Source organism: Cupriavidus sp. MPR-AND1C, from assembly GCF_058809705.1.
On the sequence record NZ_JBXASU010000049.1, the window covers coordinates 34,880 to 57,145 of the forward strand.

Annotated in this window: 19 protein-coding genes; 14 read left to right on the top strand and 5 right to left on the bottom strand. The window is 67.1% G+C overall.

What is annotated here, in order from left to right:
- Positions 1-115: 115 nt before the first annotated feature.
- Positions 116-847 carry a TetR/AcrR family transcriptional regulator gene (locus tag AC1RWI_RS23705; RefSeq protein ID WP_492869156.1) on the bottom strand — a complete coding sequence of 244 codons (732 nt, stop codon included), beginning with the start codon at positions 845-847 and terminating at the stop codon, positions 116-118.
- A gap of 287 nt (positions 848-1,134) precedes the next feature.
- Between AC1RWI_RS23705 and AC1RWI_RS23710 the strand changes: the two genes are divergently transcribed.
- The 9 genes from AC1RWI_RS23710 (at position 1,135) to AC1RWI_RS23750 (ending at position 13,793) form a co-directional block, all read left to right on the top strand.
- Positions 1,135-3,264 (top strand): hydantoinase/oxoprolinase family protein, encoded by a 2,130-nt coding sequence (locus AC1RWI_RS23710; protein ID WP_492869158.1) that lies wholly within the window; start codon positions 1,135-1,137, stop codon positions 3,262-3,264.
- Entirely contained in the window at positions 3,261-4,994 is a 1,734-nt protein-coding gene (locus AC1RWI_RS23715; protein ID WP_492869160.1) for a hydantoinase B/oxoprolinase family protein, read from the top strand. The genes AC1RWI_RS23710 and AC1RWI_RS23715 overlap by 4 nt, the downstream gene beginning before the upstream one ends.
- A gap of 66 nt (positions 4,995-5,060) precedes the next feature.
- Positions 5,061-6,065, top strand: a complete 1,005-nt coding sequence (locus tag AC1RWI_RS23720; RefSeq protein WP_492869162.1) for an ABC transporter substrate-binding protein — start codon at positions 5,061-5,063, stop codon at positions 6,063-6,065.
- A gap of 14 nt (positions 6,066-6,079) precedes the next feature.
- Positions 6,080-6,853, top strand: a complete 774-nt coding sequence (locus tag AC1RWI_RS23725) for an ABC transporter ATP-binding protein (protein ID WP_043353274.1) — start codon at positions 6,080-6,082, stop codon at positions 6,851-6,853.
- 4 nt (positions 6,854-6,857) lie between these two features.
- Positions 6,858-7,697, top strand: a complete 840-nt coding sequence (locus tag AC1RWI_RS23730) for an ABC transporter permease (protein WP_043353276.1) — start codon at positions 6,858-6,860, stop codon at positions 7,695-7,697.
- 69 nt (positions 7,698-7,766) lie between these two features.
- On the top strand, positions 7,767-8,204 hold the full coding sequence (locus AC1RWI_RS23735; protein WP_043353278.1) for a hypothetical protein: 438 nt from the start codon (positions 7,767-7,769) through the stop codon (positions 8,202-8,204).
- Between the two features lie 95 nt (positions 8,205-8,299).
- Positions 8,300-9,373, top strand: coding sequence for an efflux RND transporter periplasmic adaptor subunit (locus AC1RWI_RS23740; protein ID WP_043353280.1), 1,074 nt, complete (start codon positions 8,300-8,302; stop codon positions 9,371-9,373).
- Positions 9,373-12,522, top strand: coding sequence for an efflux RND transporter permease subunit (locus AC1RWI_RS23745; protein ID WP_492869165.1), 3,150 nt, complete (start codon positions 9,373-9,375; stop codon positions 12,520-12,522). Before AC1RWI_RS23740 ends, AC1RWI_RS23745 begins: the two co-directional genes overlap by 1 nt.
- Positions 12,523-12,575: 53 nt before the next feature.
- Entirely contained in the window at positions 12,576-13,793 is a 1,218-nt protein-coding gene (locus AC1RWI_RS23750; RefSeq protein WP_492869178.1) for a TolC family protein, read from the top strand.
- A gap of 60 nt (positions 13,794-13,853) precedes the next feature.
- On the opposite strand, the gene AC1RWI_RS23755 is transcribed toward AC1RWI_RS23750, so the two are convergent.
- The gene (locus tag AC1RWI_RS23755; protein ID WP_492869167.1) at positions 13,854-14,609 is read right to left on the bottom strand and encodes a TetR/AcrR family transcriptional regulator; all 756 of its coding nucleotides are present in this window, start codon (positions 14,607-14,609) and stop codon (positions 13,854-13,856) included.
- A 56-nt stretch (positions 14,610-14,665) separates the two neighbouring features.
- On the opposite strand from AC1RWI_RS23755, the gene AC1RWI_RS23760 reads away from it, so the two are divergent.
- The 4 genes from AC1RWI_RS23760 (at position 14,666) to AC1RWI_RS23775 (ending at position 18,937) form a co-directional block, all read left to right on the top strand.
- The gene (locus AC1RWI_RS23760) at positions 14,666-15,694 is read left to right on the top strand and encodes an SDR family oxidoreductase (RefSeq protein ID WP_492869169.1); all 1,029 of its coding nucleotides are present in this window, start codon (positions 14,666-14,668) and stop codon (positions 15,692-15,694) included.
- Between the two features lie 177 nt (positions 15,695-15,871).
- The gene (locus AC1RWI_RS23765) at positions 15,872-16,729 is read left to right on the top strand and encodes a D-amino acid aminotransferase (RefSeq protein WP_043353284.1); all 858 of its coding nucleotides are present in this window, start codon (positions 15,872-15,874) and stop codon (positions 16,727-16,729) included.
- A gap of 126 nt (positions 16,730-16,855) precedes the next feature.
- Entirely contained in the window at positions 16,856-17,887 is a 1,032-nt protein-coding gene (locus AC1RWI_RS23770; protein WP_043353286.1) for an isocitrate/isopropylmalate dehydrogenase family protein, read from the top strand.
- 168 nt (positions 17,888-18,055) lie between these two features.
- Positions 18,056-18,937: an alpha/beta fold hydrolase gene (locus tag AC1RWI_RS23775; RefSeq protein WP_492869171.1), complete on the top strand. Its 882-nt coding sequence runs from the start codon at positions 18,056-18,058 to the stop codon at positions 18,935-18,937.
- A 37-nt stretch (positions 18,938-18,974) separates the two neighbouring features.
- On the opposite strand, the gene AC1RWI_RS23780 is transcribed toward AC1RWI_RS23775, so the two are convergent.
- The gene (locus AC1RWI_RS23780) at positions 18,975-19,610 is read right to left on the bottom strand and encodes a 3-oxoacid CoA-transferase subunit B (protein WP_492869173.1); all 636 of its coding nucleotides are present in this window, start codon (positions 19,608-19,610) and stop codon (positions 18,975-18,977) included.
- Positions 19,607-20,299: a 3-oxoacid CoA-transferase subunit A gene (locus AC1RWI_RS23785; RefSeq protein ID WP_043357684.1), complete on the bottom strand. Its 693-nt coding sequence runs from the start codon at positions 20,297-20,299 to the stop codon at positions 19,607-19,609. Before AC1RWI_RS23785 ends, AC1RWI_RS23780 begins: the two co-directional genes overlap by 4 nt.
- A 143-nt stretch (positions 20,300-20,442) precedes the next feature.
- Between AC1RWI_RS23785 and AC1RWI_RS23790 the strand changes: the two genes are divergently transcribed.
- Positions 20,443-21,357: a LysR family transcriptional regulator gene (locus AC1RWI_RS23790; protein ID WP_043353291.1), complete on the top strand. Its 915-nt coding sequence runs from the start codon at positions 20,443-20,445 to the stop codon at positions 21,355-21,357.
- 60 nt (positions 21,358-21,417) lie between these two features.
- On the opposite strand, the gene AC1RWI_RS23795 is transcribed toward AC1RWI_RS23790, so the two are convergent.
- Positions 21,418-21,822 (bottom strand): ProQ/FinO family protein, encoded by a 405-nt coding sequence (locus tag AC1RWI_RS23795; protein ID WP_052494875.1) that lies wholly within the window; start codon positions 21,820-21,822, stop codon positions 21,418-21,420.
- Positions 21,823-22,266 lie beyond the last annotated feature (444 nt).

Sequence of the window (22,266 nt, forward strand, 5' to 3'; positions counted from 1 at the left end):
GGCCGGGTCCGTGCCGACAGCGAAGCGATCCGGGCAGCGTCGAGCGCGGATCGTTGGCCAGCGCAGATGCCATCGGAGCCAGCCACCCGCCAACGGGGCGGCCCGGCAATGCGTGCTACGGCAGCGCCGCCGCGCCTTGCGTGCGCACCGTCGCCTGCTCCGCGCGCGGCTGTTCCTTGCCCTGCGTCGCCGCGGCGCCAAAATTGCACAGGTAGCTCATCACCATGTCCGGCACATGCTGCAACCTCGACGCCACGCGATCCGGGGCGGCGAGGTCCACGCCAAGCACGAACGACAGCGTGTAGCGGTTCGAGATGAAGTAAGACCCCAGGCCCGAGATCGAAACATATAGATCCACCCAGTCTGCATCCTGCCTGAACACGCCTTGTTCCTTCCCCCGCTCCAGAATCTCCGCCAGCGCGCTCTTCAGCGGATTGAACATGGCAGGAATCACCTTGGACTTGCGGATGTGCTCCGCCTTGTGCAGGTTCTCCGTACCCAGCAGCAGGATGAATTCCGGTTGCTCGATGAAATGCTGGATGGTGTGCATCACCAGCGCGCGCATATCGTCGACGGGGCTCTTTCCCGTCAGGCCGAGTTCGTTCTGCCGCTCGCGCATGGCGGCGTAGGCGCGTTCCATGACTTCGATGAACAGCGCCTCCTTGCTGTCGAAATAGTGGTAGACCAGATTCTTGCTGATCTTGCTGCGGGCCACGATGCTGTCCACGCGGGCGCCGTCGAAGCCCTTGGCCGCGAATTCCTTCGACGCCATCTGGAGGATCTTCTCGCGCGTGGCCTGGGCGTCGCGCGGCTTTGGCTTGCGCGCGGTCTTGGCGGTCACTGGCATACGGATGTTCCTCGATAAATTTGTCATGGCATTGTCATGGCGGGCAGCACCGTGCCAGTGCGCCCGCTAACCAGATGGTTAGTGTACACCCCCTGAAGCGCACCGCAAGAAGGCCGCCAGCCAAGCGTTGGCGCCATTCTGGTGCTCCGTGAAAACCCGGTTGACAAGCAAAATCCCGTCTTCTATTGTACTGACTAGTTAGTTAGCAGGTCGGTCGGTGCGCGTTCCGGGGCAACGGAATGCGCGGCACGCGCAAGTCGCCCGTGCCTCACATCCTTGGAGTTGACATGGTTCATGCGGGAAGCAATGCGGGCGTCCGGGTCGGGTGCGATATCGGGGGCACGTTCACGGACATCGTCCTGGCAATGCCGGACGGGCGGTTGTTCGTCAACAAGACATCGACCACGCCGCACGACCTGGGCGAGGCCATCGTCACCGGCCTGAAGTCGCTGATCGGGCAAGCCGGGATTGCGCCGGGCGATATCACCGAAATCGTCCACGGCACCACCACGGCGTCCAACACCATCCTGCAGAAGGTGGGCGCGCGCACCGGCGTGCTGACCACGGCGGGTTTTCGCGACGTGCTGGAGATCGGCCGCATCCGCACCCCGACCATGTTCGACCTGGGCTGGCAGAAGCCGCAGCCGCTGGCGCCGCGCCGTTATCGCCGCGGGTTGAATGAGCGCATCGACGCGCGCGGCAATATCATCGTGCCGCTCAACGTGGACGAGGTACTGGCCGTGGCGCGCGGGTTGGTGGAAGAGGGCGTGGAGGCGCTGGCCATCTGCTTTATCAACAGCTATATCAACCCCGTGCACGAATTGGAAGCCAAGGCGCAGCTGGAGCGGGCTTTTCCCCGCCTGCTGGTGACCGCATCGTGCGATGTGCTGCCGGAAATCAAGGAGTACGAACGCACCAGCACCACGGTGGTCAATGCCTACATCCTGCCTGCCATGCGCACTTACCTGCGGCGCCTGAAGGATGACCTGGCCCGCATGGGCGTGTCGGCGTCGCTGCAGGTGATGGCGTCCAACGGCGGCATGATGGGCGTGGGCAGCGCCAGCGAGAAGCCCGTGTTTGCCGTGGCCTCCGGGCCGGCCGGCGGCGTGGCGGGCGCGGCGCAGATCGGCGCGCTGGGTGGCGGGCGCGACCTGATCGTGTTCGACATGGGCGGCACAACGGCCAAGGCATCGATCATCACCGGCGGCACGCCGTCGCTGACCACCGAGTACGAGTTCCGCGACGGCATCAGCGCGCCGAGCCGCTTTGTCAAAGGCGGGGGCTATGTGCTGAAGGTACCGGCCATCGATATCGCGGAGGTGGGCGCCGGAGGCGGCTCGCTGGCCTGGATGGATGCCGGTGGCCTGCTGTGCGTGGGCCCGGAATCGGCCGGCGCCAATCCGGGGCCTGCGTGCTACGGGCGCGGCAACGATCGGCCCACGGTGACCGACGCCAACATGGTGCTTGGCTACCTGAATCCCGAATCGCTGGCGGGCGGCAGCCTCAAGGTGGACCCGGAGCAATCGCGCCGTGCCATTGACGCGCATATCGGTGCACCGCTCAAGCTCGATACGCTGGCCGCCGCGCACGGCATCCGCCATGTGGCCAACGTGAGCATGGCGCGCGCGCTGCGTGCCGTGACGGTGGAGCGCGGGCGCGACCCGCGCGACATGACGATGATCGCCTTCGGCGGCGGCGGGCCGCTGCACGCGGTGGACGTGGCCATGCTGCTGGGCATCAAGCGGGTGATCGCACCGGTGATGGCGGGCGTGTTCTGCTCGGCCGGCATGCTGTGCGCGGATGCCGAGCATAACTTCGTCAAGGCCATCCTGCGGCCGCTGGCGGATTGCAATGGCGCCGGCATTGGCGCGGTGATCGACGAACTGCGACAGCAAGGCCTGGCCATCCTCGCGCTGGAAGGCTATCCGGAGGCCGCGGTCGAGATGGCGGTGGGCATCGACCTGCGCTACCTCGGCCAGAGCTCGGAGCTGACCATCCCGCTGCCTGGCGGTGAAGCCGGCAAGGCGCCGGACGCTGCTGCGCTTGCGCAGCTTATCGAGGATTTCGGCGTCCAATACCAGCAAACCTTTGGCTACCGCAACGACGAGCCGCTGGAACTGGTGAATGTGCGCCTGAGCGCCTATGGCCGTAGCGACCAGCGGCTGGATTTCGACGCCATCCAGGTGGATGCCAGCGCGCTGCATGGTGTTGCCGGCACGCGCCAGGTGAGCTTCGGGCGCGACCAGGCACCGCGCGAGACCTTGCTGATCCCGCGCTCGGCCATGACGGATGCGCCGCGCCAGGGCCCGCTCATCATCGAGTCGTACGACACCACCATCGTCGTGCCCCCAGGCGCTTCGGCGCGCGCGGACAAGATCGGCAACATCATCATCGATATCGCCCAGGAGGCAGCATGAGCACGCAGTTCGACCCGGTGACCTTCGCGGTCGTCAAGAACGCGATGGACTCCATCGTCGACGAAGTGGCCTACACGGTCATTCGCACGGCGCGCTCGGAGATCGTCAAGGACGTGATGGACTACTCGGCCGCGATCTGCGACCGGCACGGCCGCATGGTGGCGCAGGCCAAGACCATCGCGCTGCACCTGGGGGCGATCCCCGAGGCCATGGAGGCGGTGCAGGCGCGCTATGGCAACGACCTGAATCCGGGCGACGCGGTGGTGGTCAACGACCCCTACCAGGGCGGCATGCACCTGCCGGACATCTTCATGTTCGTGCCGTTCTTCTATGGCGGCGAGCTGGAAGGCTATTGCGTGGTGATCTGCCACCATACCGACGTGGGCGGGCGCGTGCCAGGCTCCAACGCCAGCGACTCCACCGAGATTTACCAGGAAGGGCTGCGCATCCCGGTGCTCAAGCTGTATGAAGGCGGCAAGGTCAACGACACGCTGGAGCGCATCATCGCGCAGAACGTGCGCCTGCCGGACCGTGTGCTAGGCGACCTGAAGGCGCAGTACGCCGCCACCCAGGTAGGCGTGCGCGAACTAACAGCGCTGTTCGACCGATACGGCCGCGATGACACGCGCGCCTACCTGAACGAGCTGCTGGACTACGCGGAACGCCTCACGCGCGAAGAGATCCGCAAATGGCCCAAAGGCACCTTCCACTTTACCGACTACATCGACGACGATGGCTTGTCGCCGGAGCCGATCCCCATCCAGGTTGCGCTGACGGTGCATGAGGACTACGTGAGCGCGGACTACACGGGATCGTCGCCGCAGGTGCGCGCCGCCATCAACTCCACGCTGTCGTACACCAAGTCGTGCACCTACCTGAGCGTGCGCTGCGCGTTGAAGGGCGATGTGCCGAACAATGCTGGCGTGTTCCGCTGCATCGAGGTGCGCGTGCCGGAAGGCTCCGTGCTCAACCCCTTGCCGCCGAGCGCGGTGGCGGCGCGCGCGCTGACGGGCTACCGCGTGTTCGATGCGATGCTCGGCGCGCTGGCGCAAGTGGTGCCGGACCGTATTCCCGCCGCCGGCGAAGGCGGCAACACGGTGGTGTGCCTGTCCGGCATGAGCGACGAGAACAAGCCCTACATCATCGTGGACATGATCTGCGGCGCATGGGGGGCGCGCCCCGCCAGCGATGGCATCGAGGCCATCACCAATGCCTCGCAGAACCTGTCGAACACGCCGGTGGAAACGCTGGAAGCGCAGCATCCGGTGCGCGTGGAAGCCTACGAGCTGGTGGAGGATTCCTGTGGCGCGGGCGAGTTCCGCGGCGGCCTGGGCATTCGCCGCAGCTATCGCGTGCTGGCGCCCAACGCGCTTTTGCAACTGCGTGCCGACCGCATGAAGTTCTCGCCGTATGGCCTGGCCGGAGGCGGGCCCGCCAGTCCGGCACGCAACCTGCTGCGGCAAGGCGATGAGATCACTGACCTGCCGAGCAAGGTCGGCATGACGATTGCACGCAACGATGTGGTGACGCATATCCAGCCCGGCGGCGGCGGCTTCGGCGATCCGCTGGTGCGCGACTTCGAGCGCATCGGGCAGGACGTGTGGAACCACAAGCTCACCGCCGCCTTTGTGCTCGAGCATTACAAGGTGGTGGTGGACCCTGCCACCGGCGAGATCGATGTGCCATCCACCGCGGCATTGCGCGCGAAGCTGCTGGCCAAGGCCGCGTAGTATTTCCGGACGGCTGGCAGCCGTCCGCTTACGCATACCCACAGACACCCCACAAAGGAAATCGAGATGCGTTTTTCTGTCATGAAACTGGCCTGGCGCGCGTGTGCCGCCGCGACATCGTTGATGCTGTTCGCCGGCGCGGCCTCAGCGCAGGCGCCCGCCCAGAAGCTGCTGGTGCGGATGGACTACTCGCCATGGGGCATGCATGCCGCCATGCACCTGGCCAAGCAAAAGGGCTGGTTCCAGGAGGCCGGGCTCGACGTGGAAGTGCAGGACGGCACCGGCACCATCAACACCTTGCAACTGCTCGCCGCCGGCCAGGCTGATGTGGGCCAGGTGCAGCTTGGCACCATGGCCGTGGCCAAAGAGAACGGGCTGGACCTGATGTCCATCGCCGGCTTCGCCCGCAAGGGCGACCTGGCGGTGATGGTCGATGAAAAGCTGGGCGTCAGATCCGTGCAGGACCTGGTCGGCAAGAAGCTGGTGTGCTTCACCACCAGTCCGTGGGCGCCGTTTATCGATCCCTACTTCAAGGCCAACAAGATCGCCAAGGGCAAGGCCACTATCGTGATGGTGTCGCCCGCGGCCATGATCTCCACCTACGCCTCGGGCAACAGCGACGGCTTCCTGTCGCAGGCGCCGTTCGGCCAGCCGATGGTGTCCAAGGTGCGCCCCGCCAAGGCGCTGCTGCTGTCCGACAGCGGCATCAACTTCCCCAGCTATGGACTGGTGGCCACGCCGCAACGGCTGGCCGAGAAGGGCGCGGCGCTGAAGAAGTTCGCCCAGGTGCAGGTGCGCGCGTGGGAGTACATCTACGCGGGCCACGCCGATGAAGGCGTAGCCGCCATCCTGGCACAGCGCCCCAATGCCAAGCTGGACCCGCAGATCCTGCTGGCGCAGATCCAGGCTTACCGTGCGTTCTTCGACAGTCCCACGCACAAGGGCCTGCCGATCGGCAAGCAGAGCGATGCCGACTGGGCGGCCGCCATCCAGTCGATGGAGCAGGCCGGCATGATCAAGCCCGGGCGCAAGCCGGCCGACTACTACACCAACGCCATGCTGGCGAACTAGTCCGGGAGACGTACATGTCGGCATTCCTGCAGATCGGGCAGCTCAACAAGGTCTACCATTCCCAGCGTGAACCGCTGTACGCGTTGAAGGACGTCAGCCTCGAAATCGAGGAAGGAGAATTCGTCAGCATCGTCGGCCCGAGCGGCTGCGGCAAGAGCACGCTGCTCAAGTGCGTGGCTGGACTGGAGCCCATTTCCAGCGGCCACCTGGCGCTGCAGGGCGACCCCATCGTGGGCCCGCCGGCCAACATGGGCGTGGTGTTCCAGCGCGATCTGCTGCTTGACTGGCGCACGATCCTGGACAACGTGCTGATTGCCGCCGAGTTCCACGACCTGGATCGCGCCGATTTCGAGGAGCGCGCGCGTTCCGTGCTCAACCTGTTCGGCCTTGGCGCGTTCGCGCACCGCTATCCGTGGGAGCTGTCCGGCGGCATGCGCCAGCGCGCCTCGATCTGCCGCGCGCTGCTGGTAGACCCGCAGTTGCTGCTGATGGACGAGCCTTTCGGCGCCCTCGATCCCTTCACGCGGGACGATCTTAACGAGGAACTGCAGCGGACATGGCTGGCCACCGGCAAAACCGTGTTGTTCATCACGCATTCGATCTCCGAAGCCGTGTACCTGAGCGACCGCGTGGTGGTGATGTCGCGCAACCCGGGCGGCATCGCCGCGGTGATTCCGATCGAGCTGGAACGGCCACGCGGCCTGGCGGTGCGGGAGACGGAGGCCTTTGCCGGCTACGTGTCGCAGATCCGCCAGATTTTCCGCGAGCTTGGCATCTACAGGGGATGATGTGATGAAGTTGCTATGGAAGCGTTCCGAGAACAGCCGGCTGGCCATCCTGACCATCGTGGTGCTGTTGCTGATCTGGGAGGGCGCGGTGCGGGCCTTTGGCGTGCGCGAGTTCCTGCTGCCGCCGCCCAGCAAGATCTTTACCGAGTTCCTGGCGCAGCCGGGTTTCCTGCTGATGCAGAGCCTGGACACGCTGCAGACCACGCTGGCGGGCTTTGTCCTGGCCGTGGTCCTGGGTGTGGGCTCGGCCATCGGCATCGTGTACTCCCGTTTCCTGGATCGCACGCTTTACTCGCTGATGGTGGCGCTCAACGCCGTGCCCAAGGTGGCGCTGGCGCCGCTGTTCGTGATCTGGCTGGGTACCGGTTCCGCGCCAAAGATCGCCATTGCCATGCTGATCGCGATCTTCCCGATCCTGATCGATACGGTGCTTGGCCTCAAATCCATCGACCCGGAAATGCTGAACATGGCGCGCGCCAACCAGGCGTCGCGCAGCAAGGTACTGTGGAAGATCCGCTTTCCCAACGCCCTGCCCAGCATCTTCGCGGGGATGAAGGTGGGCGTGTCGTTCGCGCTGGTGGGCACCATCGTCGGCGAGTTCGTGGCGGGCGAGACCGGGCTTGGCCACGTCATCCTGGTGGCGCAAGGCAGCTTCGACACGCCGACCGTGTTTGTGGCGCTGGCGCTGCTGTGCGCGCTGGGGGTGATCCTCTTCAAGGCGCTGGAGTGGGCCGAGGAGCGGATGCTGCCGTGGCACGCGTCGCAGCGCGGCAGGCCGGGGCAAAGCCATGTGCCCGCGTCGGGTACGGAACGGTTGACGCAACTGGTGCAAGCCAAACGCTGAGGGGGCGGGCGGCGCGGATGGTCCGTTCACAAACTGCGCCGCCGCCTCGAACTCGGCTACAATCGCGCCATGTTTCGCGCGGACCGCCCCTCCTTCTACCGGGGAGCCCTGCTGCTGTTGCTGTTTGCAATGCAGCTCCTCACCCCGCTTCTGCACGGCCATCTCGGAACCCCGAAACTCCATGGCCTGCATGTGCACACGGCGCTCCAAGGTGCGGTTAATTCTTATTCTCCTTCCGCTTCATCCACCTCGCCCGCGGGTTCCGCCGCGCTGATCGCGGTCGAGCCGCTTGAGGTCGACGTGCAGACCGCCATCGGCCCCATTGCCTTTCCCCTCCACGTGCAGGCCGCCGATGTGCTGATCGGCCTGGTCTTCGCGTTCCTGCTGTTTGGCGCGCGGCCGCTGCCGGTGTTCCGGCGCCTGCCGTGGCGGGAGCGCACGCCGCCCCGATGGCGTGGCAGCGACAGCAGGCCACCCCCTGCGCATGCCCCTCCCCTCGCTTCCTGATTCCCCTGCCGGCCACGCCGGCGGTGCACGCTGGCGCGCCTGATCGAGGCTGATCATGGCGTGCCGGGCGCTTCCATCCTGCTTTGGAGCCAGGCATGTTTTCCCGTCGAGTTGTTTTCGTTGGCGCGCTGGTCGCGTCGACGCTGTTCCCCATTGGCATGGCCCGCGCGCAGGTACTGACGCTGTCCGATGCCCAGGCCCGCGCGCTCGGCGTGCGGTTTGATCCCGTCGTCGGTGCCGCGCAGCTGGCGACCGGCGCCAGCGCTCGCGTGGTGCTAAAGCCCGATGCGCAGTACGTGGTTGCCGCGCCTTATGCCGGCATGGTCTCGCGTGTGCTGGTGTCGATTGGCCAGCCGGTGCGCGCCGGCCAGCCGCTGGCCGCCTTTGCCAGCCCGCAACTGTTCGAGGCTGGGCGTGCGCTGTCGGAAGCGCGCTCGCAGGCCAACCTGGCCCGCCTGGCGCTGGCGCGGGACCGCGGCTTGCACGACGACGGCATCATCCCGGGCAGCCGCTGGCAAGCCACGCAGGCACGCGCGGCCGAAGGGGCGGCGATGGTGCGCGCCCGCGAGGCCGAGATGGCTGCCGCGGGCATCGTGTTCGCGGGCGGCTCAGGTGAGCCGCAACTGGTGGCCGGCCGTGCCGGGCTGATCGCCGAGGTTAACGCCGTGCCCGGCACGCGCGTGGAAGGCGCCGCGCCGTTGTTCCGCATCGTGGACCCCACTGCGCTGGAGCTTGATCTGCTGGTCGGCCGCGATGCGCCGGCTCCCACCGGCGGCGAACGTGTGGAGGTGCGCCAGCGCGGCGCCACCGGCACGGTGGCCGGCGTGGTGCCGGCAAGCGACGGCACCGCCGCCGTGCGCGTGCGCGCGGTACTGGACAAGCGCGGTAGCCTGCAGGCTGGCGAGAGCGTGAATGTGATCGTGCACTTGCGTAGCGCACCCGACGCCACCGGTGCGGGCCGCGTGCGGGTGCCGGCCATGGCGTTGACGTATTGGCGTGGCACGCCGGGCGTGTTCGTGGCGACCAAGACCGGCGTGCGCTACCAGACCGTGGTGGTCGAAGCCGTGGACGATGCCGCCGCGACCGTGCGCGGCCCGCTGCCCGCCGGCACGCGCGTGGCGGTGGCCGGCGTGGGCGCGCTCAAGGGCATGCTCGCGGGAGGCCAGTGATGCTTGCCGGCCTGATTGAATTCTCCCTGCGCCAGCGGGCGCTGGTACTGATTGCCGCCTGTGTGCTGGCTGTGGCCGGAGCGTGGGCTTACTTGAAGTTGCCCATCGATGCCTTTCCGGACATCTCGCCCACCCAGGTCAAGGTCATCCTGAAGATCCCCGGCATGACGCCGGAGGAAGTCGAGCAGCGCGTCTCCACGCCGATCGAGCAGGAGCTGCTGGGCATTCCGCACAAGACCATCGTCCGCTCGGTGTCCAAGTACGGCATCAGCGACGTGACGGTCGATTTCGAGGAAGGCGTGGACAGCTACTGGGCCCGCCAGCAGGTGTCCGAGCGGCTCGCCGGCCTGCTGCGCGACCTGCCGCCCAACGCCATCGGCGGGCTGGCGCCGATCACCACGCCGCTGGGCGAGATGTTCATGTTCACGGTGGAGGGCGATGCCTTCTCGCTGGCCGAGCGACGCCGCGTGCTGGACTGGGTGCTGCGCCCGGCCTTGCGCACGGTGCCCGGCGTAGCAGATGTCAACGCGCTGGGCGGCGAGGTGCGCAGTTACGAGGTCATCCCTGACCCGGCGCGGCTGCGCGCCCGCGCCGTTACGGTGGAGCAACTGCGCCAGGCGCTCGACGCCAACAACCGCAATGACGGCGCGGGCCGGGTGGAGCAGGGCGACGAGAACTGGGTGGTGCGCGTGGAAGGCGGCGTGCGCGGCGTGGAAGACTTGCGCCAGGTGGCCGTTGCCGCGCCGGGCGGGCGCAACGGCATGCCGCTGGTGACGGTGGGCGATGTGGCCACCGTCAGGCTCGGCGTGGCCACGCGTAACGGCGCGGTCAGCAAGGACGGGCGTGGCGAAGCGGTGCAGGGGCTGGTGCTGGCCCTGCGCGGCGCCGATGCCCGCCAGCTGGTCGCCGATGTGCAGGCCAGGCTGGATGCGCTGGCGCCGCAGCTGCCCAAGGGCATGTCCACGCACGTGTTCTACAACCGGGGTGAACTGGTCACGCGTGCCGCCAACACCGTGGTGCGGGCCCTGATCGAGGCCAGCCTGCTGGTGGTGGTGACGCTGTACCTGTTTCTCGGCGGCCTGCGCGCGGCGCTGGTGGTGGCGGCAACCCTGCCGCTGTCGATGCTGGCGACCTTCATGCTGATGCGTTACGTGGGGCTGACCGCCAACCTGATGAGCCTGGGCGGCCTGGCGATTGCGCTGGGCATGCTGGTGGACGCGGCAGTGGTGGTGGTGGAGAACATCGAATCCGCCTTGGCGAAAGCGCACGAACGCAAGTCCGACCCATCGCTGCGCGGCGCGGTGATCCGTCATGCCGTCGCCAGCGTGGCGGTGCCGATGCTTGCCGGGGTGTCGATCATCGCGATCGTGTTCCTGCCGCTGCTGTCGCTGCAAGGCCTGGAGGGCAAGCTGTTCGGCCCGGTGGCGCTGACCATCGTGCTGGCGCTGGCGTCGTCGGTGGCGATCGCGTTCACCGTGGTGCCGGCGCTGGCGTCGCTGCTGCTGCGCACGCATGCGGACGAGTCCCCGTACCTGATGCGCAAGGTGGCACGCGGCTTTGCCCGGCTGCAGGACTGGAGCGCTCGGCATCCGCGCGCGGTCTTTGCCTCGGCTGGCGTGGCGCTGGCCGTGGCGGTGGCGCTCTACCTGTCGGTGGGCAAGACCTTCATGCCTACCATGGACGAGGGCGACATGATCGTGCAGTTGCAGAAGGCGCCGTCGGTTTCGCTGGCCACCTCGGTGGGCCTGGACCTGCGGGTGCAGCAGGCGCTGCTGGCCGAGGTGCCGGAGATCCGCTCGATCGTGGCGCGCTCCGGCTCGGACGATCTCGGCCTCGACCCGATGGGGCTGAATGAGACCGACACCTTCCTCGCGCTGCGGCCAAAGGACCAGTGGCGCGGCAGCAAGGAAGACATCGCCAGCGCCATCCGCCGCGTCATGGAGCGTTTCCCGGGCGTGGTGTATGGCTTCACGCAGCCCATCGAGATGCGCGTCTCGGAGATGCTGACCGGCACGCGCGGCGACGTGGCCATCAAAGTGTTCGGCTCTGATCTCGGCGCCATCGACACGGCGGCGCAGGCCATTGCCGCGCGCGTGCGCAAGATCCCCGGCGCGGCCGAAGTGATCGCGCCCAGCAACGAGGGCGTGCAGTACCTCACGCTTGCGCTGGACCGCGCAGCCGTCGGCCGCGCGGGGCTTTCCGGCGATGCGCTGCAAGCGTTGCTGCGCGCGCAGGTGGAGGGCGAGCGGATCGGCATCGTGCCGGAGGGCACCGTGCGCACGCCGCTGATCCTGCGTGGCAGCGATAGCCTGCGGCAGACGCCCGAGACCTTCACCAGCCTGCAGGTCACAGCGCCGGACGGCACGTCCTGGCCGCTCACCTCGCTGGCACAGGTGCGGCGCGTGGAAGGGCCGGTGCGCATCAACCACGAAGACGGCGGGCGCTTTGCGGTGATCCAGGTCAGCGTGGAAGGACGCGACCTGACCGGCTTCGTGCAGGAGGCACAAACGGCCGTGGCGGGCCTGTCCGGACTGCCCAAGGGATTGCGCGTGGCCTGGGGCGGCCAGTTCGAAAACCAGCAGCGCGCCGCCGCGCGCCTTGCGCTGGTGGTGCCGCTGGCGCTGGGCGCGATCTTCCTGCTGCTGATGCTGACCTTCCGCTCGATCCGCCAGGCAGCGCTCGTCATCGCCAATATTCCGTTCGCGCTGGTGGGCGGCATCGCCGCGCTTCGGGTGGCGGGCGAGTACCTGTCGGTGCCGGCCTCGGTGGGCTTTATCGCGCTGCTGGGCATTGCCGTGCTGAACGGCGTGGTGCTGGTTTCGCATTTCAATACCTTGCTGGAGGAAGGGCTGCCAATGGCCGAGGCGGTGCGCACCGGCGTGCGCGACCGCTTGCGGCCGGTCCTGATGACCGCCTGCATCACGGCGCTGGGGATGATTCCTCTGCTGCTCGCCAGCGGGCCCGGCTCCGAGATCCAGCGCCCGCTGGCCATCGTCGTCTCGGGCGGCCTGGTCAGCTCCACTGCACTGACCTTGCTGCTGTTGCCGCTGTTGTTCGAGCGCTTTGGCGTGGCGCGGCCGCGCGAGGACAAGCAAGGCCGCATGGCACAAGGAGAAGCGCAAGGAGAAGCACAAGGAGAAGAGCAATGAGAGGCGCAATGGGCAAGATGACAGCCGCGGCTGTCATGATCGCTGCCACCGGGATGCCGGGTGCCGTGTGGGCGCAAGCAGCCATGCCGGCGCAGGCCGGCGTGTTGCCGCTTGAGTCCGCTGTGCGCGACGCCGTTGGCCAGTCGCCGGACGTGCAGATGGCCGAGGCTCGCCGCGATGCGGTGCTGGCCCGGGCGGACGGCATCCGTGCCGGCACCGCCGAGGCCGTGGTGCGGGCCATCGGGCAGCGCCGCCAGGTGCGCGAGCCGTCCGACCGGTTTGCCGAAGGGCAACTGGCGCTGGAGCGCCCGCTGCGGCTTTGGGGCAAGGCCGACGCCGATGGCGAGTTGGCCGATGCCACGGCGCAGTCAGGCCAGCTCGCCGTGATGGATGCGCGCCATGAAGTCTCGCGGCAGATCCTGTCGCTGTGGTTCGGGGCGCTGCGCGCGCAACAGGCGCGGCTGGCGGCGCAGGGCAACGACAGCCTGGCGGGCGAGCTGGCGGCCGTGACCGCACGCCGCGTGCAGGCCGGCGATGCGGCGCCCATGGACCATGAGCTCTTGCTGGCTGAACGCGCCCGCACCGCAGCCGCGCTGGCCAGCGCGCGCGCGGCGGAAGCGGCGGCGGCGGCCGAGCTGCGGGCGCGCTTCCCGGGCCTGGGCGTGCCTGGCGGCCTGCCGGCGGATGTGCGCCTGCAGGCGTTGCCGGACGACCCCGCCGATGCGCTGCGCGGCCGCTATGTGGAGGACAGCCACGAGTTTCGCCTCGCCCGGTCGCAGGAGACGCAAGCCCAGCGGCAGGCCCGGCGCACCGACCTGGAGCGCAAACCGGACCCGACCGTGGGCGTGTTCTTCACGGTGGAGCGCGGCGGCGCGGAGCGGATTGCCGGCGTGAGCATCAGCATGCCGCTTGGCTCCGCGCACCGGCGCTCGGCGGCGGTGGCGGCAGCGGCCGACGCGGAGGCGGCCGCCCGTAGCCGGGTGGCGGTGGAGCGCAAGATCGGCGCCGAGTTCGAGGTGCTGTACCGCGGCCTGGAAGGCAAGCGCGCCGCAGCCGTGGCACAGGCCGAAGCGCTCGCGCTGCAGCGCAGCGCCGCGGCACGCACCGGCCGGGCCTACAAGGCGGGGGAAACCGGCCTGAGCGAACTGCTGATGGTCCGGCGTGCCTTGGCCGATACGACGCTGGCCGAGCGTGTGGCCCTGGTCGATGCGCTGGAGGCCGACAGCCGCCTGCGGCTGGACCTGCACCGCATGTGGGACTTCGACGATTGAGCCAGTGGCAGCCCGGGTGCGGTGCGCCCGGGCTGCGGGCGTGCGGCTACCTGTTACCGGCTACCGGCTTGCGCGGCCCCGTTTTGCCGGATGACCGGCATCGGCCGCTTCGCCAGCCACCTGCGCGCTCGCCAGCAGGCCGCGCAGGAACAGCATCAGCATCCGGCCGGTCGGGTCGGCGCTCGTCGTGCCCCGTTGCAGCGCTAGGCCATGGGCGAGCGCCATGAAACCCGCGGCCAGCTCTTCCGGCTGGGCCGGCGGCACGCGGCCCAGATGGCGGAACAGGCGCTCGATCAGGCCGCCGAGTTCGCCGCGATGCGTCTCGCAGACCGCACGGTAAACGCTGGCAAACGACGGGCTGCGATTGGCGTGCATCTGCAGCTCGATCGATAGCATGGCCCAGTCGGCATCCGCATGGAGCGCCGCGGCCCAGGCATCCAGGCCTGCGAGCACCTCTGCGCCGGTGTGCTCCGCCGTGTCGAACACCGCTGCCAGCTGTTTTGCCTCGGCCTCCATATGGCCGCGCAGCAGATCGAGCAGCAGCGCCTCCTTGTCCGGGAAGTTCGAATAGAACGCCCCCTGCGAATACCCCGCTTCCTCCGCGATATCCCGGATCGACGTGCCGCCAAAGCCGCGCTGCATGAACAAACTGCGCGCGGCCTCAAGCAGGCGCTCGCGGGTCTGCGCCTGGCTTTGCTCGCGGCTCAGGCGCTTGCGCGGGGCGGGTTGCTTCGTTGGCGTGGCATTGGGCATGGCATTGGGCGCGGCGAAAGGGGTTGCCGTATCGATTGCATTTGGGATTTCAGCTGCTATCATAACGGATATCAATTGATATCTGAATTTCATATGATCTTCGAAATAAGGGCCTGTCCATGAACTTGCAAACCGCTTTCGTGACCGGTGCCACCGGTCTGCTCGGCAACAATCTTGTCCGCGAACTGCAGGGCCGCGGGGTCACGGTCAAGGCGCTGGTGCGCTCGGCGGAGAAGGCCAGGCAGCAATTCGGCGATCTCGCGGGTGTGGAGTTCGTGGTTGGCGACATGGCCGATGTCAAGGCGTTCGCTCCGGCCATGCACGGCTGCGATGTGGTGTTCCATACCGCCGCGTTCTTCCGCGACAACTACAAGGGCGGCAGTCACTGGGAAACGCTCAGGCGCATCAACGTCGACGGCACGGCCGCCCTGATCGCGCAAGCCTACGCGGCAGGCGTGCGCCGCTTTGTGCAGACCTCGTCCATCGCCGTGCTCCACGGCGCGCCGGGTTCGGTAATCGATGAAACGCATGTGCGCGATCCAGCCGACGCCGACGACTACTATCGCAGCAAGATCCTGGGCGATCGCGCTGTCCTGACTTTCCTCGAGAATGTTCCCGAGATGCATGCCACGTTCGTGCTGCCCGGCTGGATGTGGGGGCCGGGCGATATCGGGCCGACCTCAGCCGGACAAGTCGCGCTCGATACGGCACTGCGCCGATTGCCGGGCCTGGTTCCGGGGAGCTTTTCCGTGGTCGACGCCCGCGATGTCGCGCAGGCCCATATCGCCGCGGCGCTGCGCGGGCGGCGTGGCGAGCGCTATCTCGCGGCGGGCCGGCATATGACCATGCGCGAGCTGATCCCGCTGATCGGACGCACCGCGGGGGTGGCAACGCCCAAGCGCGCGCTGCCCATGCCGTTGTTGTTTGCGCTGGCCAGCGTGCAGGAGATCTACGCCCGGATCACCGGCAAGCCGATCCTGCTCAGCCTTGCAACCGTGCGGCTGATGGTGAAGGAAGCGGACCGGACCCGCTTTAGCCATGCCAAAAGCGAGGGTGAGCTAGGCTTGGGCTTCCGGCCCGTGGATCACACGGTTCGCGATGTCATTGCCTGGTATCGGACGCATGGATGGCTGCCGGCCTCGGCATGAGGGCCGGGGGCGCAAGCTGAACGCCATGGCGGGCGGGCCGGGTGGCGGAGCAGGCCAAGGTCATGCCGATTTTGCATAAGATCCCCCAGCGCCTTGTGGAAGAATGCATGCATTCTTCCAGTGCGCACCCGTACTGCAACCCAGGCCCCGGCGCCCGCCAGCCTTACCCTACCCACCATGAACGAAGAAATCGTCTATCTCAACGGCGAGCTCACGCCCTTGTCCGAAGCCCGCGTCCCCGTGCTGGATCGCGGCTTTATCTTTGGCGATGGCGTGTATGAAGTGGTCCCCATCTATGCCGGCAAGCCGTTCCGGCTGCCGCAGCACCTGGCGCGGCTGGCGCGCAGCCTGGACACCATCGGCATCCCCAACCCGCACACCGATGCGCAGTGGATGGCGCTGATCGACCGCGTGGTGCAGGCCAACGGCCTCGCCGACCAGATGGTGTACATCCAGGTCACGCGCGGCGTGGCCCGGCGCACTCATGCCTTCCCGAAGACGGTGACGCCGACGGTGCTCATCATGACCAACCCGATGTCGCTGCCCACAGCGGCCATGCGCGAGAAGGGCGTGGCCTGCGTGACGGCGCAGGACAAGCGCTGGCTGCACTGCCAGGTGAAATCCACCTCGCTGCTGGGCAATGTGCTGGCGGCGCAGAACGCGGTGGAGAACGACGCCACCGAAACCATCCAGTTCCGCGACGGGATGCTGACCGAGGCCTCCGCGTCCAACGTCTGGGTGGTCAGCAAGGGCCGGGTCTCGGCACCGCCGAAGGACAACCTGATCCTGGAAGGGATCCGCTACGGCTGGATGGAGGAGCTGTGCGCGGCGCTGGATATCTCGCTGGAAGCGCGCCGCATTTCGCAGGACGAGGTGATGGGCGCGGATGAGGTGTTGCTGACATCGGCCAGCAAGGAGATCCTGCCGGTGGTCACCATCGACGGCAAGACCATCGGCGATGGCGCGCCCGGCCCGGTGTTCAAGAAGCTGTACGCCGCATACCAGCAAGCCAAGGCGGCCACGGCGGCGGCGTGATCAACGCCTGAGTTTCCTTCCGGCAGTGCGATCCCGCCGGGCTGACATGATCCGCGCTAGACAGAAATGCGCCCGCATTGCATGCTCTGCGAACGCGGACATTCAACCTGTCGAGAGGAAGCGCAAATGGAACAACCAGCACGCAATCAGATTCCCGCCACCCTGATCCCGGGCGACGGCATCGGCCCGGAAGTGGTGCAAGCCACCGTCAAGGTGCTGGACGCGCTGGGCGCGCCGTTTTCCTGGGATGTGCAGCAGGCTGGCATGGCGGGCATCGAGCAGGGCGGCGATCCGCTGCCGCAGGCCACCCTCGATAGCATCCGCCGCACAGGCCTGGCGCTCAAGGGCCCGCTGACCACGCCGGTGGGCGGGGGCTTCCGTTCTGTCAATGTGCGGCTGCGCGAAGCCTTCAACCTCTTTGCCAACGTACGGCCCGCGCGCACGCTGGTGCCGGGCCGCTTCGAAGATATCGACCTGGTGCTGGTGCGCGAGAACGTGGGCGGCTTCTACGTGGCGCACGATTACTACATCGCCGTGGGCGATGACCCGCATGCTGTGGCCGTGTCCACCGGCACCAATACGCGCGACGCCTGCCGGCGCATCGCGCGTTTTGCGTTCGAATATGCGGTCAAGAACCAGCGCAAGAAGATCACCGTGGTGCACAAGGCCAATATCCTGAAGGCGCTGACCGGCATCTTCCTGGAGGCCGCGCGCGAAGTGGCGCAGGACTACGTGGGCCGCGTGGAGATGGATGATCGCATCGTCGATGCCTGCGCCATGCAGCTCGTGCTCAATCCCTGGCAGTTCGACATGTTGCTCTGTACCAACCTGTTCGGCGACATCCTGTCCGATCAGATCGCCGGCCTTGTCGGCGGGCTGGGCATGGCGCCGGGCGCCAATATCGGCGAGACGGCGGCCATCTTCGAAGCCGTGCACGGCTCCGCGCCGGACATTGCCGGCAAGGGCATCGCCAACCCGATCTCGCTGATGCTGGCCGCCGGCCTGATGCTCGAGCATGTGGGCCGCCAGGACCTGGCGGTGCGGCTGCGCCAGGCGATCGATCTGACGCTCAACCAGGATCAGGTGAAAACCGGCGACCTCAAGGGCTCGGCCTCGACCTTGCAGTTCGCCGAGGCGGTGATCAAGCGGCTGGGGTAAGCGCGCGGCGAACGTCCCGGCCTGCGCCGGGCAGCGGACTGGGAACCCTGCCGTTCCCCACAGCGGCAGGGCGGAGCAACCCCGATAGCCTGAACGCGCCCGCTTGCGTACCATGTCTGCGCCGCAACCGTCACTCCCGACGCGGCCGGCGTTAACCGAGGGCTTGGCATGCAGACATCGGAACCCTACGTCCACTTTCGTCTCGATTCGAATGACGATCACAAGATCGAGGTCCACCGCTGGCAGGGTGGCGCCACGCCGCGTGCCGTGGTCCAGATCGCGCATGGCATGGGCGAGCATGCGCGGCGTTACCGGCCCCTGGCCGACGCACTGGTGCGCGCGGGCTATGTGGTCTACGCCAGCGAGCATCGCGGACACGGCGCCGATGCGGCCGCGCAGGACAAGCTCGGCGACTTCGGCCCGCGCGGCTTTGCCGCGCTGGCGGACGATATGGCCGTGCTCAGCCGGCACGCGCGCTCGCAGCATCCCGGGGTGCCGCTGATCCTGTTTGGCCACAGCATGGGCTCGTTCGCAGCGCAGTGCTACCTGGTTGAGCACAGCGCGCTGCTCGACGGCGTATCGCTGTCGGGCACCACCGCGGTGGACCTGATGCTGGCAGCAGCACAGGCGGGTTTCAAGCTGGAAGACATGAATGCCGGGGTGCCGGATAGCCGCACGCCATTCGACTGGCTCAGCCGCGACCCAGCCCAGGTGGATGCGTATATCGCCGATCCGTTGTGCGGGTTCACCGTGACGCCGGCTTCGCGCGCCTCGATGTTTACCGAGTGCGCGCGTCTGGCCGAGCCGGATACGCTGCGCCGCATCCGTGCGGCGTTGCCGATGTACCTGTTCACCGGCGACTCCGATCCGGTCAACAATCACCTGGCATGGTTCGAGCCGCTGGTCAGCCGCTACCGCGCGGCAGGGCAGGCCGACGTGTCGTCCCACGTGTTCGGCGGGGCGCGGCATGAGACGTTGAACGAGACCAACCGCGAGGAAGTGGTCGCGGTGTTCGTCGCGTGGATCGAGCGGGTGGTGGCCAGCCGCTGAAATGCCGATTCGCTGGTTCGCTGCTTTGCCGACGGCGCTAGGCTAGCAGCCGCGCCTCGGTCAGCGCCTGCAACGCGCCGAGGGTCATGCCCTCGGCCATGGCCTCCACCAGCAAGCCGTCGGGCGTCACGCGCATCACCGCCAGGTCGGTATAGATGCGGCTGACCACGCCGCTTGCCGTCAACGGCAGCGTGCAGCGGTGCAACAGGCGCGGGCGAGCGTCGCGCGTGGTGTGTTCCATCAGCACCCAGACCTCGCGCGCGCCGAAGGCCAGCTCCATGGCGCCGCCCACGGCGGGCGGCGTGTTCGGGTCGCCGCGGCTCCAGTTGGCCAGGTCGCCGTTCTCCGCCACTTCGTAGGCACCAAGGATGGCGAGGTCCAGGTGGCCGCCGCGCATCATCGCGAAGCTCAGTGCGGAATCGAAGATGGCCGCGCCAGGCTGCAGCGTCACCGGCTGCTTGCTGGCATTGATCAGGTCCGGGTTCTCGTGGCCCAGTGGCGGGCGTGGCCCGAGATGCAGGATGCCGTTCTCGCTATGCAGGAAGACCTCGCGCTCCCGCGGGAGCATGTCGCCGACCAGCGTCGGCAGGCCGATGCCCAGGTTGACGTAGGCACCCGGCCGGATGTCCTGCGCCGCGTGCCGGGCGATCTGTTCCCTGTTCCATCGCTTCATGGCTGGCTCCCGGCTTGCTGTTTGCAGGCGTTAGCGGTGACGACGCGGTGGACAAAGATGCCGGGCGTCACGATCTGTTCGGGATTCATCGCGCCGGCCTCGACCATCGCCTCCACCTCCGCCACCACCACGCGCGCCGCCGTGGCCATGATGGGGTTGAAGTTGCGGCCCGCCAGGTGATAGTCCAGGTTGCCAAGGCGATCCGCATGACGTCCGCGAATCAGCGCAAAGTCCGCATGCAGCGGCAGCTCCAGCACGTGCAGCACACCGTTGATCTCCCGCGTGTCCTTGCCTTGGGCAAGGATCGTCCCGGCAGTGATGGGGCAGTAGAACCCGCCCAGCCCGGCTCCGGCGCAACGAATGCGCTCTACCAGCGTGCCCTGCGCCACCAGTTCCAGCTCGACCTCGCCGCGCCGGTAAGCATCGCGGAAGGCCGTGGCGCCCGCTGTCAGCGGGTAGGAGCAGACCAGCTTGCGCATGCGCCCGGCTTCAATCAGGCTCGCCACGCCTTCGCCGTCGTAGCCGGCGTTGTTGGAGATCACCGTGAGATCCCGCGCGCCATGCGCCAGCACCGCTGCGATCAGGCCGTCGGGCAGGCCCGCGCTGCCGAAGCCGCCCACCATCACGGTGGCGCCGTCGCGCAGGTCGGCGATGGCCTCTGCGCAGCTTGCTACCCGTTTGTTGACCAATCCCATGCCCGACTTGCTCCCGATGCGTGCCGCGGCGTCGCCGCCGCCAAGTCGAGCATCATGCGGCGCAGACTTCGATAGGTTCAAGTGCGTAAAGCTTAATTATTGATAAGCTGTACTTATATTGAAAACGGGCCATCGCGATGAACCTCGAACTCCGACACTACCGATACTTTGCCGCGCTGGCCGAAGAGCTGCACTTTGGCCGCGCGGCAGAGCGCCTGGGCATATCGCAGCCGGCGCTGAGCCAGCAGTTCCGGTGGATCGAGCAAGAAGCGGGCGCGCCGCTGCTCTCGCGCAGCAAGCGCCGGATTGCGCTGACCGATGTGGGTGCGGTTTTTTACGAGGAAGCGATGGGTGTGCTGCGCCAGGTCCAGCATGCCGGGCTGGTCACGGCCAGCGCCAGCCGGGGTGATGTCGGCGGCGCTGCCATCGGGTATGTGGCGTCGGCCGCGCTGTCAGGATTATTGCCACGGCTCGTCTATCGTTTTCGCCAGGATCATCCGGCCGTGCGACTCGTCATGCGGGAGATGGACATGCCGGCCCAGCTCGAAGCGGTGGCACGCGGCGAACTCGATATCGGCTTTATCCGGCCACCGTTGCGGTCCCTGCCAGAAGGGCTGGCCTTGTTCGACATCGCGTCCGAGGCCGTCGTGGTGGCCCTGCACGCCACCCATGCGCTGGCTGGCCGCGCTCGCGTCGACGTAGCCACGCTGCGCGACGAGACCTTTATCTGCACGCATACCGAGCACGGTACCGGCTTCTACGCCATCACGCTCGCCATCTGTGGCAATGCTGGCTTCCAGCCGCGCGTGGAGGCTTTGTCGACCCAGATGGCCACCATCATCAGCATGGTGGCGGCCGGGTTTGGCGTGGCGCTGATCCCCGCCTCGATGTGCGCGTTTGCCCCGCCCGACGTGGTATTCAAGCCGCTGGCCCGCAACGACGTGGCGTCGCAACTGGCCGTGGTCCATCGCAAGAACGAGCGCTCACCTGCGGTGCTGAGGCTGATCGAGCGCTGCCGCGAGGCGAAGGGGGCAGAGCGGCCGCCAGAGTAGATCGTGCGGCAAGCCTTATAGCCTTATGCCTGTCCGCATCTGCCGCGCCACCGCCGCCGCTTATTTCTTGAAGCGCGTTGCTTCCGCTTGCGTGACAGCGCCCGCATCGGCGCCGTTGAGGTCTACTCGCGCAGCGCCTTCCGTGAGGCACGCCTTGTAACGGGTGCCACGGCACCAGGTCTTGATGGCTTCACGCAACTCAGCCTCTTGCAAGCCCAGTTCGCTAGCGTAGCCAAGCAGATCGTCAAAGATGCCGACTTTCAGTGCTTTCTTCGGTGCAGGGCTCTTAGGGAAGGCGAGGGGGAAGCGCTTTTGAAGCCGCCCGATGTTCCGTACAACAGGATCCACCGGTTTCGACTGGGCCGCTTGCGCGGGCGGGCGGGCGCGTGTGGGCTTGGCCGCCGGCTTGGGTTTGGCCTGTTGCGCCAGCTGCGCTTTTAGCGCAGCAAGTTGTTCGAATCCCATAGTGTTCTGTTGTGAAGAGGTGAGGAGTGAACGCGAATTTTAGCGGAAGCCGGTCAGCCCCGAGGTTTGATGCTTGATTGTGCGCCTTGAAGCTCTTTTTGCGTGCCGACTGAATTTTTCAGAAAAGACTTGCCAGCACCGTGCCGACAGCTTAGTATTCGCCCCCTTCCGCAGTACAACGCTCAGCTGCAAGGCAGACGGGCGAAGGTTGCGGGGGATGGCAGGAAAGGTGGGAAGAGCGCGTAGCGAATCCAGCCTGAGCAAGAAAAGATTAAAAAAGTATTGATGAAACGCAGATAATTCTTTATAGTCTTGTTTCTCCGCTGCAGCAAACGCAGCGACGCGGTAAGCAAAGCGAATCGCGGAAAGTTCTTTAACAAACAAACAACCGATAAGTGTGGGCGCTTGATAGCGGATGCGGAAGACTTCGGTCTTTTAGCTTAC

Excerpts from the sequence above, each read along its gene's own strand:
- AC1RWI_RS23765 (WP_043353284.1), top strand. The coding sequence starts at position 15,872 with ATGAACGAAGAAATCGTCTATCTCAACGGCGAGCTCACGCCCTTGTCC.
- AC1RWI_RS23715 (WP_492869160.1), top strand. The coding sequence starts at position 3,261 with ATGAGCACGCAGTTCGACCCGGTGACCTTCGCGGTCGTCAAGAACGCG.
- AC1RWI_RS23705 (WP_492869156.1), bottom strand. The coding sequence starts at position 847 with ATGCCAGTGACCGCCAAGACCGCGCGCAAGCCAAAGCCGCGCGACGCC.
- AC1RWI_RS23795 (WP_052494875.1), bottom strand. The coding sequence starts at position 21,822 with ATGGGATTCGAACAACTTGCTGCGCTAAAAGCGCAGCTGGCGCAACAG.
- AC1RWI_RS23755 (WP_492869167.1), bottom strand. The coding sequence starts at position 14,609 with ATGATAGCAGCTGAAATCCCAAATGCAATCGATACGGCAACCCCTTTC.
- AC1RWI_RS23745 (WP_492869165.1), top strand. The coding sequence starts at position 9,373 with ATGCTTGCCGGCCTGATTGAATTCTCCCTGCGCCAGCGGGCGCTGGTA.
- AC1RWI_RS23760 (WP_492869169.1), top strand. The coding sequence starts at position 14,666 with ATGAACTTGCAAACCGCTTTCGTGACCGGTGCCACCGGTCTGCTCGGC.
- AC1RWI_RS23735 (WP_043353278.1), top strand. The coding sequence starts at position 7,767 with ATGTTTCGCGCGGACCGCCCCTCCTTCTACCGGGGAGCCCTGCTGCTG.
- AC1RWI_RS23790 (WP_043353291.1), top strand. The coding sequence starts at position 20,443 with ATGAACCTCGAACTCCGACACTACCGATACTTTGCCGCGCTGGCCGAA.
- AC1RWI_RS23780 (WP_492869173.1), bottom strand. The coding sequence starts at position 19,610 with ATGAAGCGATGGAACAGGGAACAGATCGCCCGGCACGCGGCGCAGGAC.
- AC1RWI_RS23710 (WP_492869158.1), top strand. The coding sequence starts at position 1,135 with ATGGTTCATGCGGGAAGCAATGCGGGCGTCCGGGTCGGGTGCGATATC.
- AC1RWI_RS23750 (WP_492869178.1), top strand. The coding sequence starts at position 12,576 with ATGCCGGGTGCCGTGTGGGCGCAAGCAGCCATGCCGGCGCAGGCCGGC.
- AC1RWI_RS23725 (WP_043353274.1), top strand. The coding sequence starts at position 6,080 with ATGTCGGCATTCCTGCAGATCGGGCAGCTCAACAAGGTCTACCATTCC.
- AC1RWI_RS23740 (WP_043353280.1), top strand. The coding sequence starts at position 8,300 with ATGTTTTCCCGTCGAGTTGTTTTCGTTGGCGCGCTGGTCGCGTCGACG.
- AC1RWI_RS23720 (WP_492869162.1), top strand. The coding sequence starts at position 5,061 with ATGCGTTTTTCTGTCATGAAACTGGCCTGGCGCGCGTGTGCCGCCGCG.
- AC1RWI_RS23775 (WP_492869171.1), top strand. The coding sequence starts at position 18,056 with ATGCAGACATCGGAACCCTACGTCCACTTTCGTCTCGATTCGAATGAC.
- AC1RWI_RS23770 (WP_043353286.1), top strand. The coding sequence starts at position 16,856 with ATGGAACAACCAGCACGCAATCAGATTCCCGCCACCCTGATCCCGGGC.
- AC1RWI_RS23730 (WP_043353276.1), top strand. The coding sequence starts at position 6,858 with ATGAAGTTGCTATGGAAGCGTTCCGAGAACAGCCGGCTGGCCATCCTG.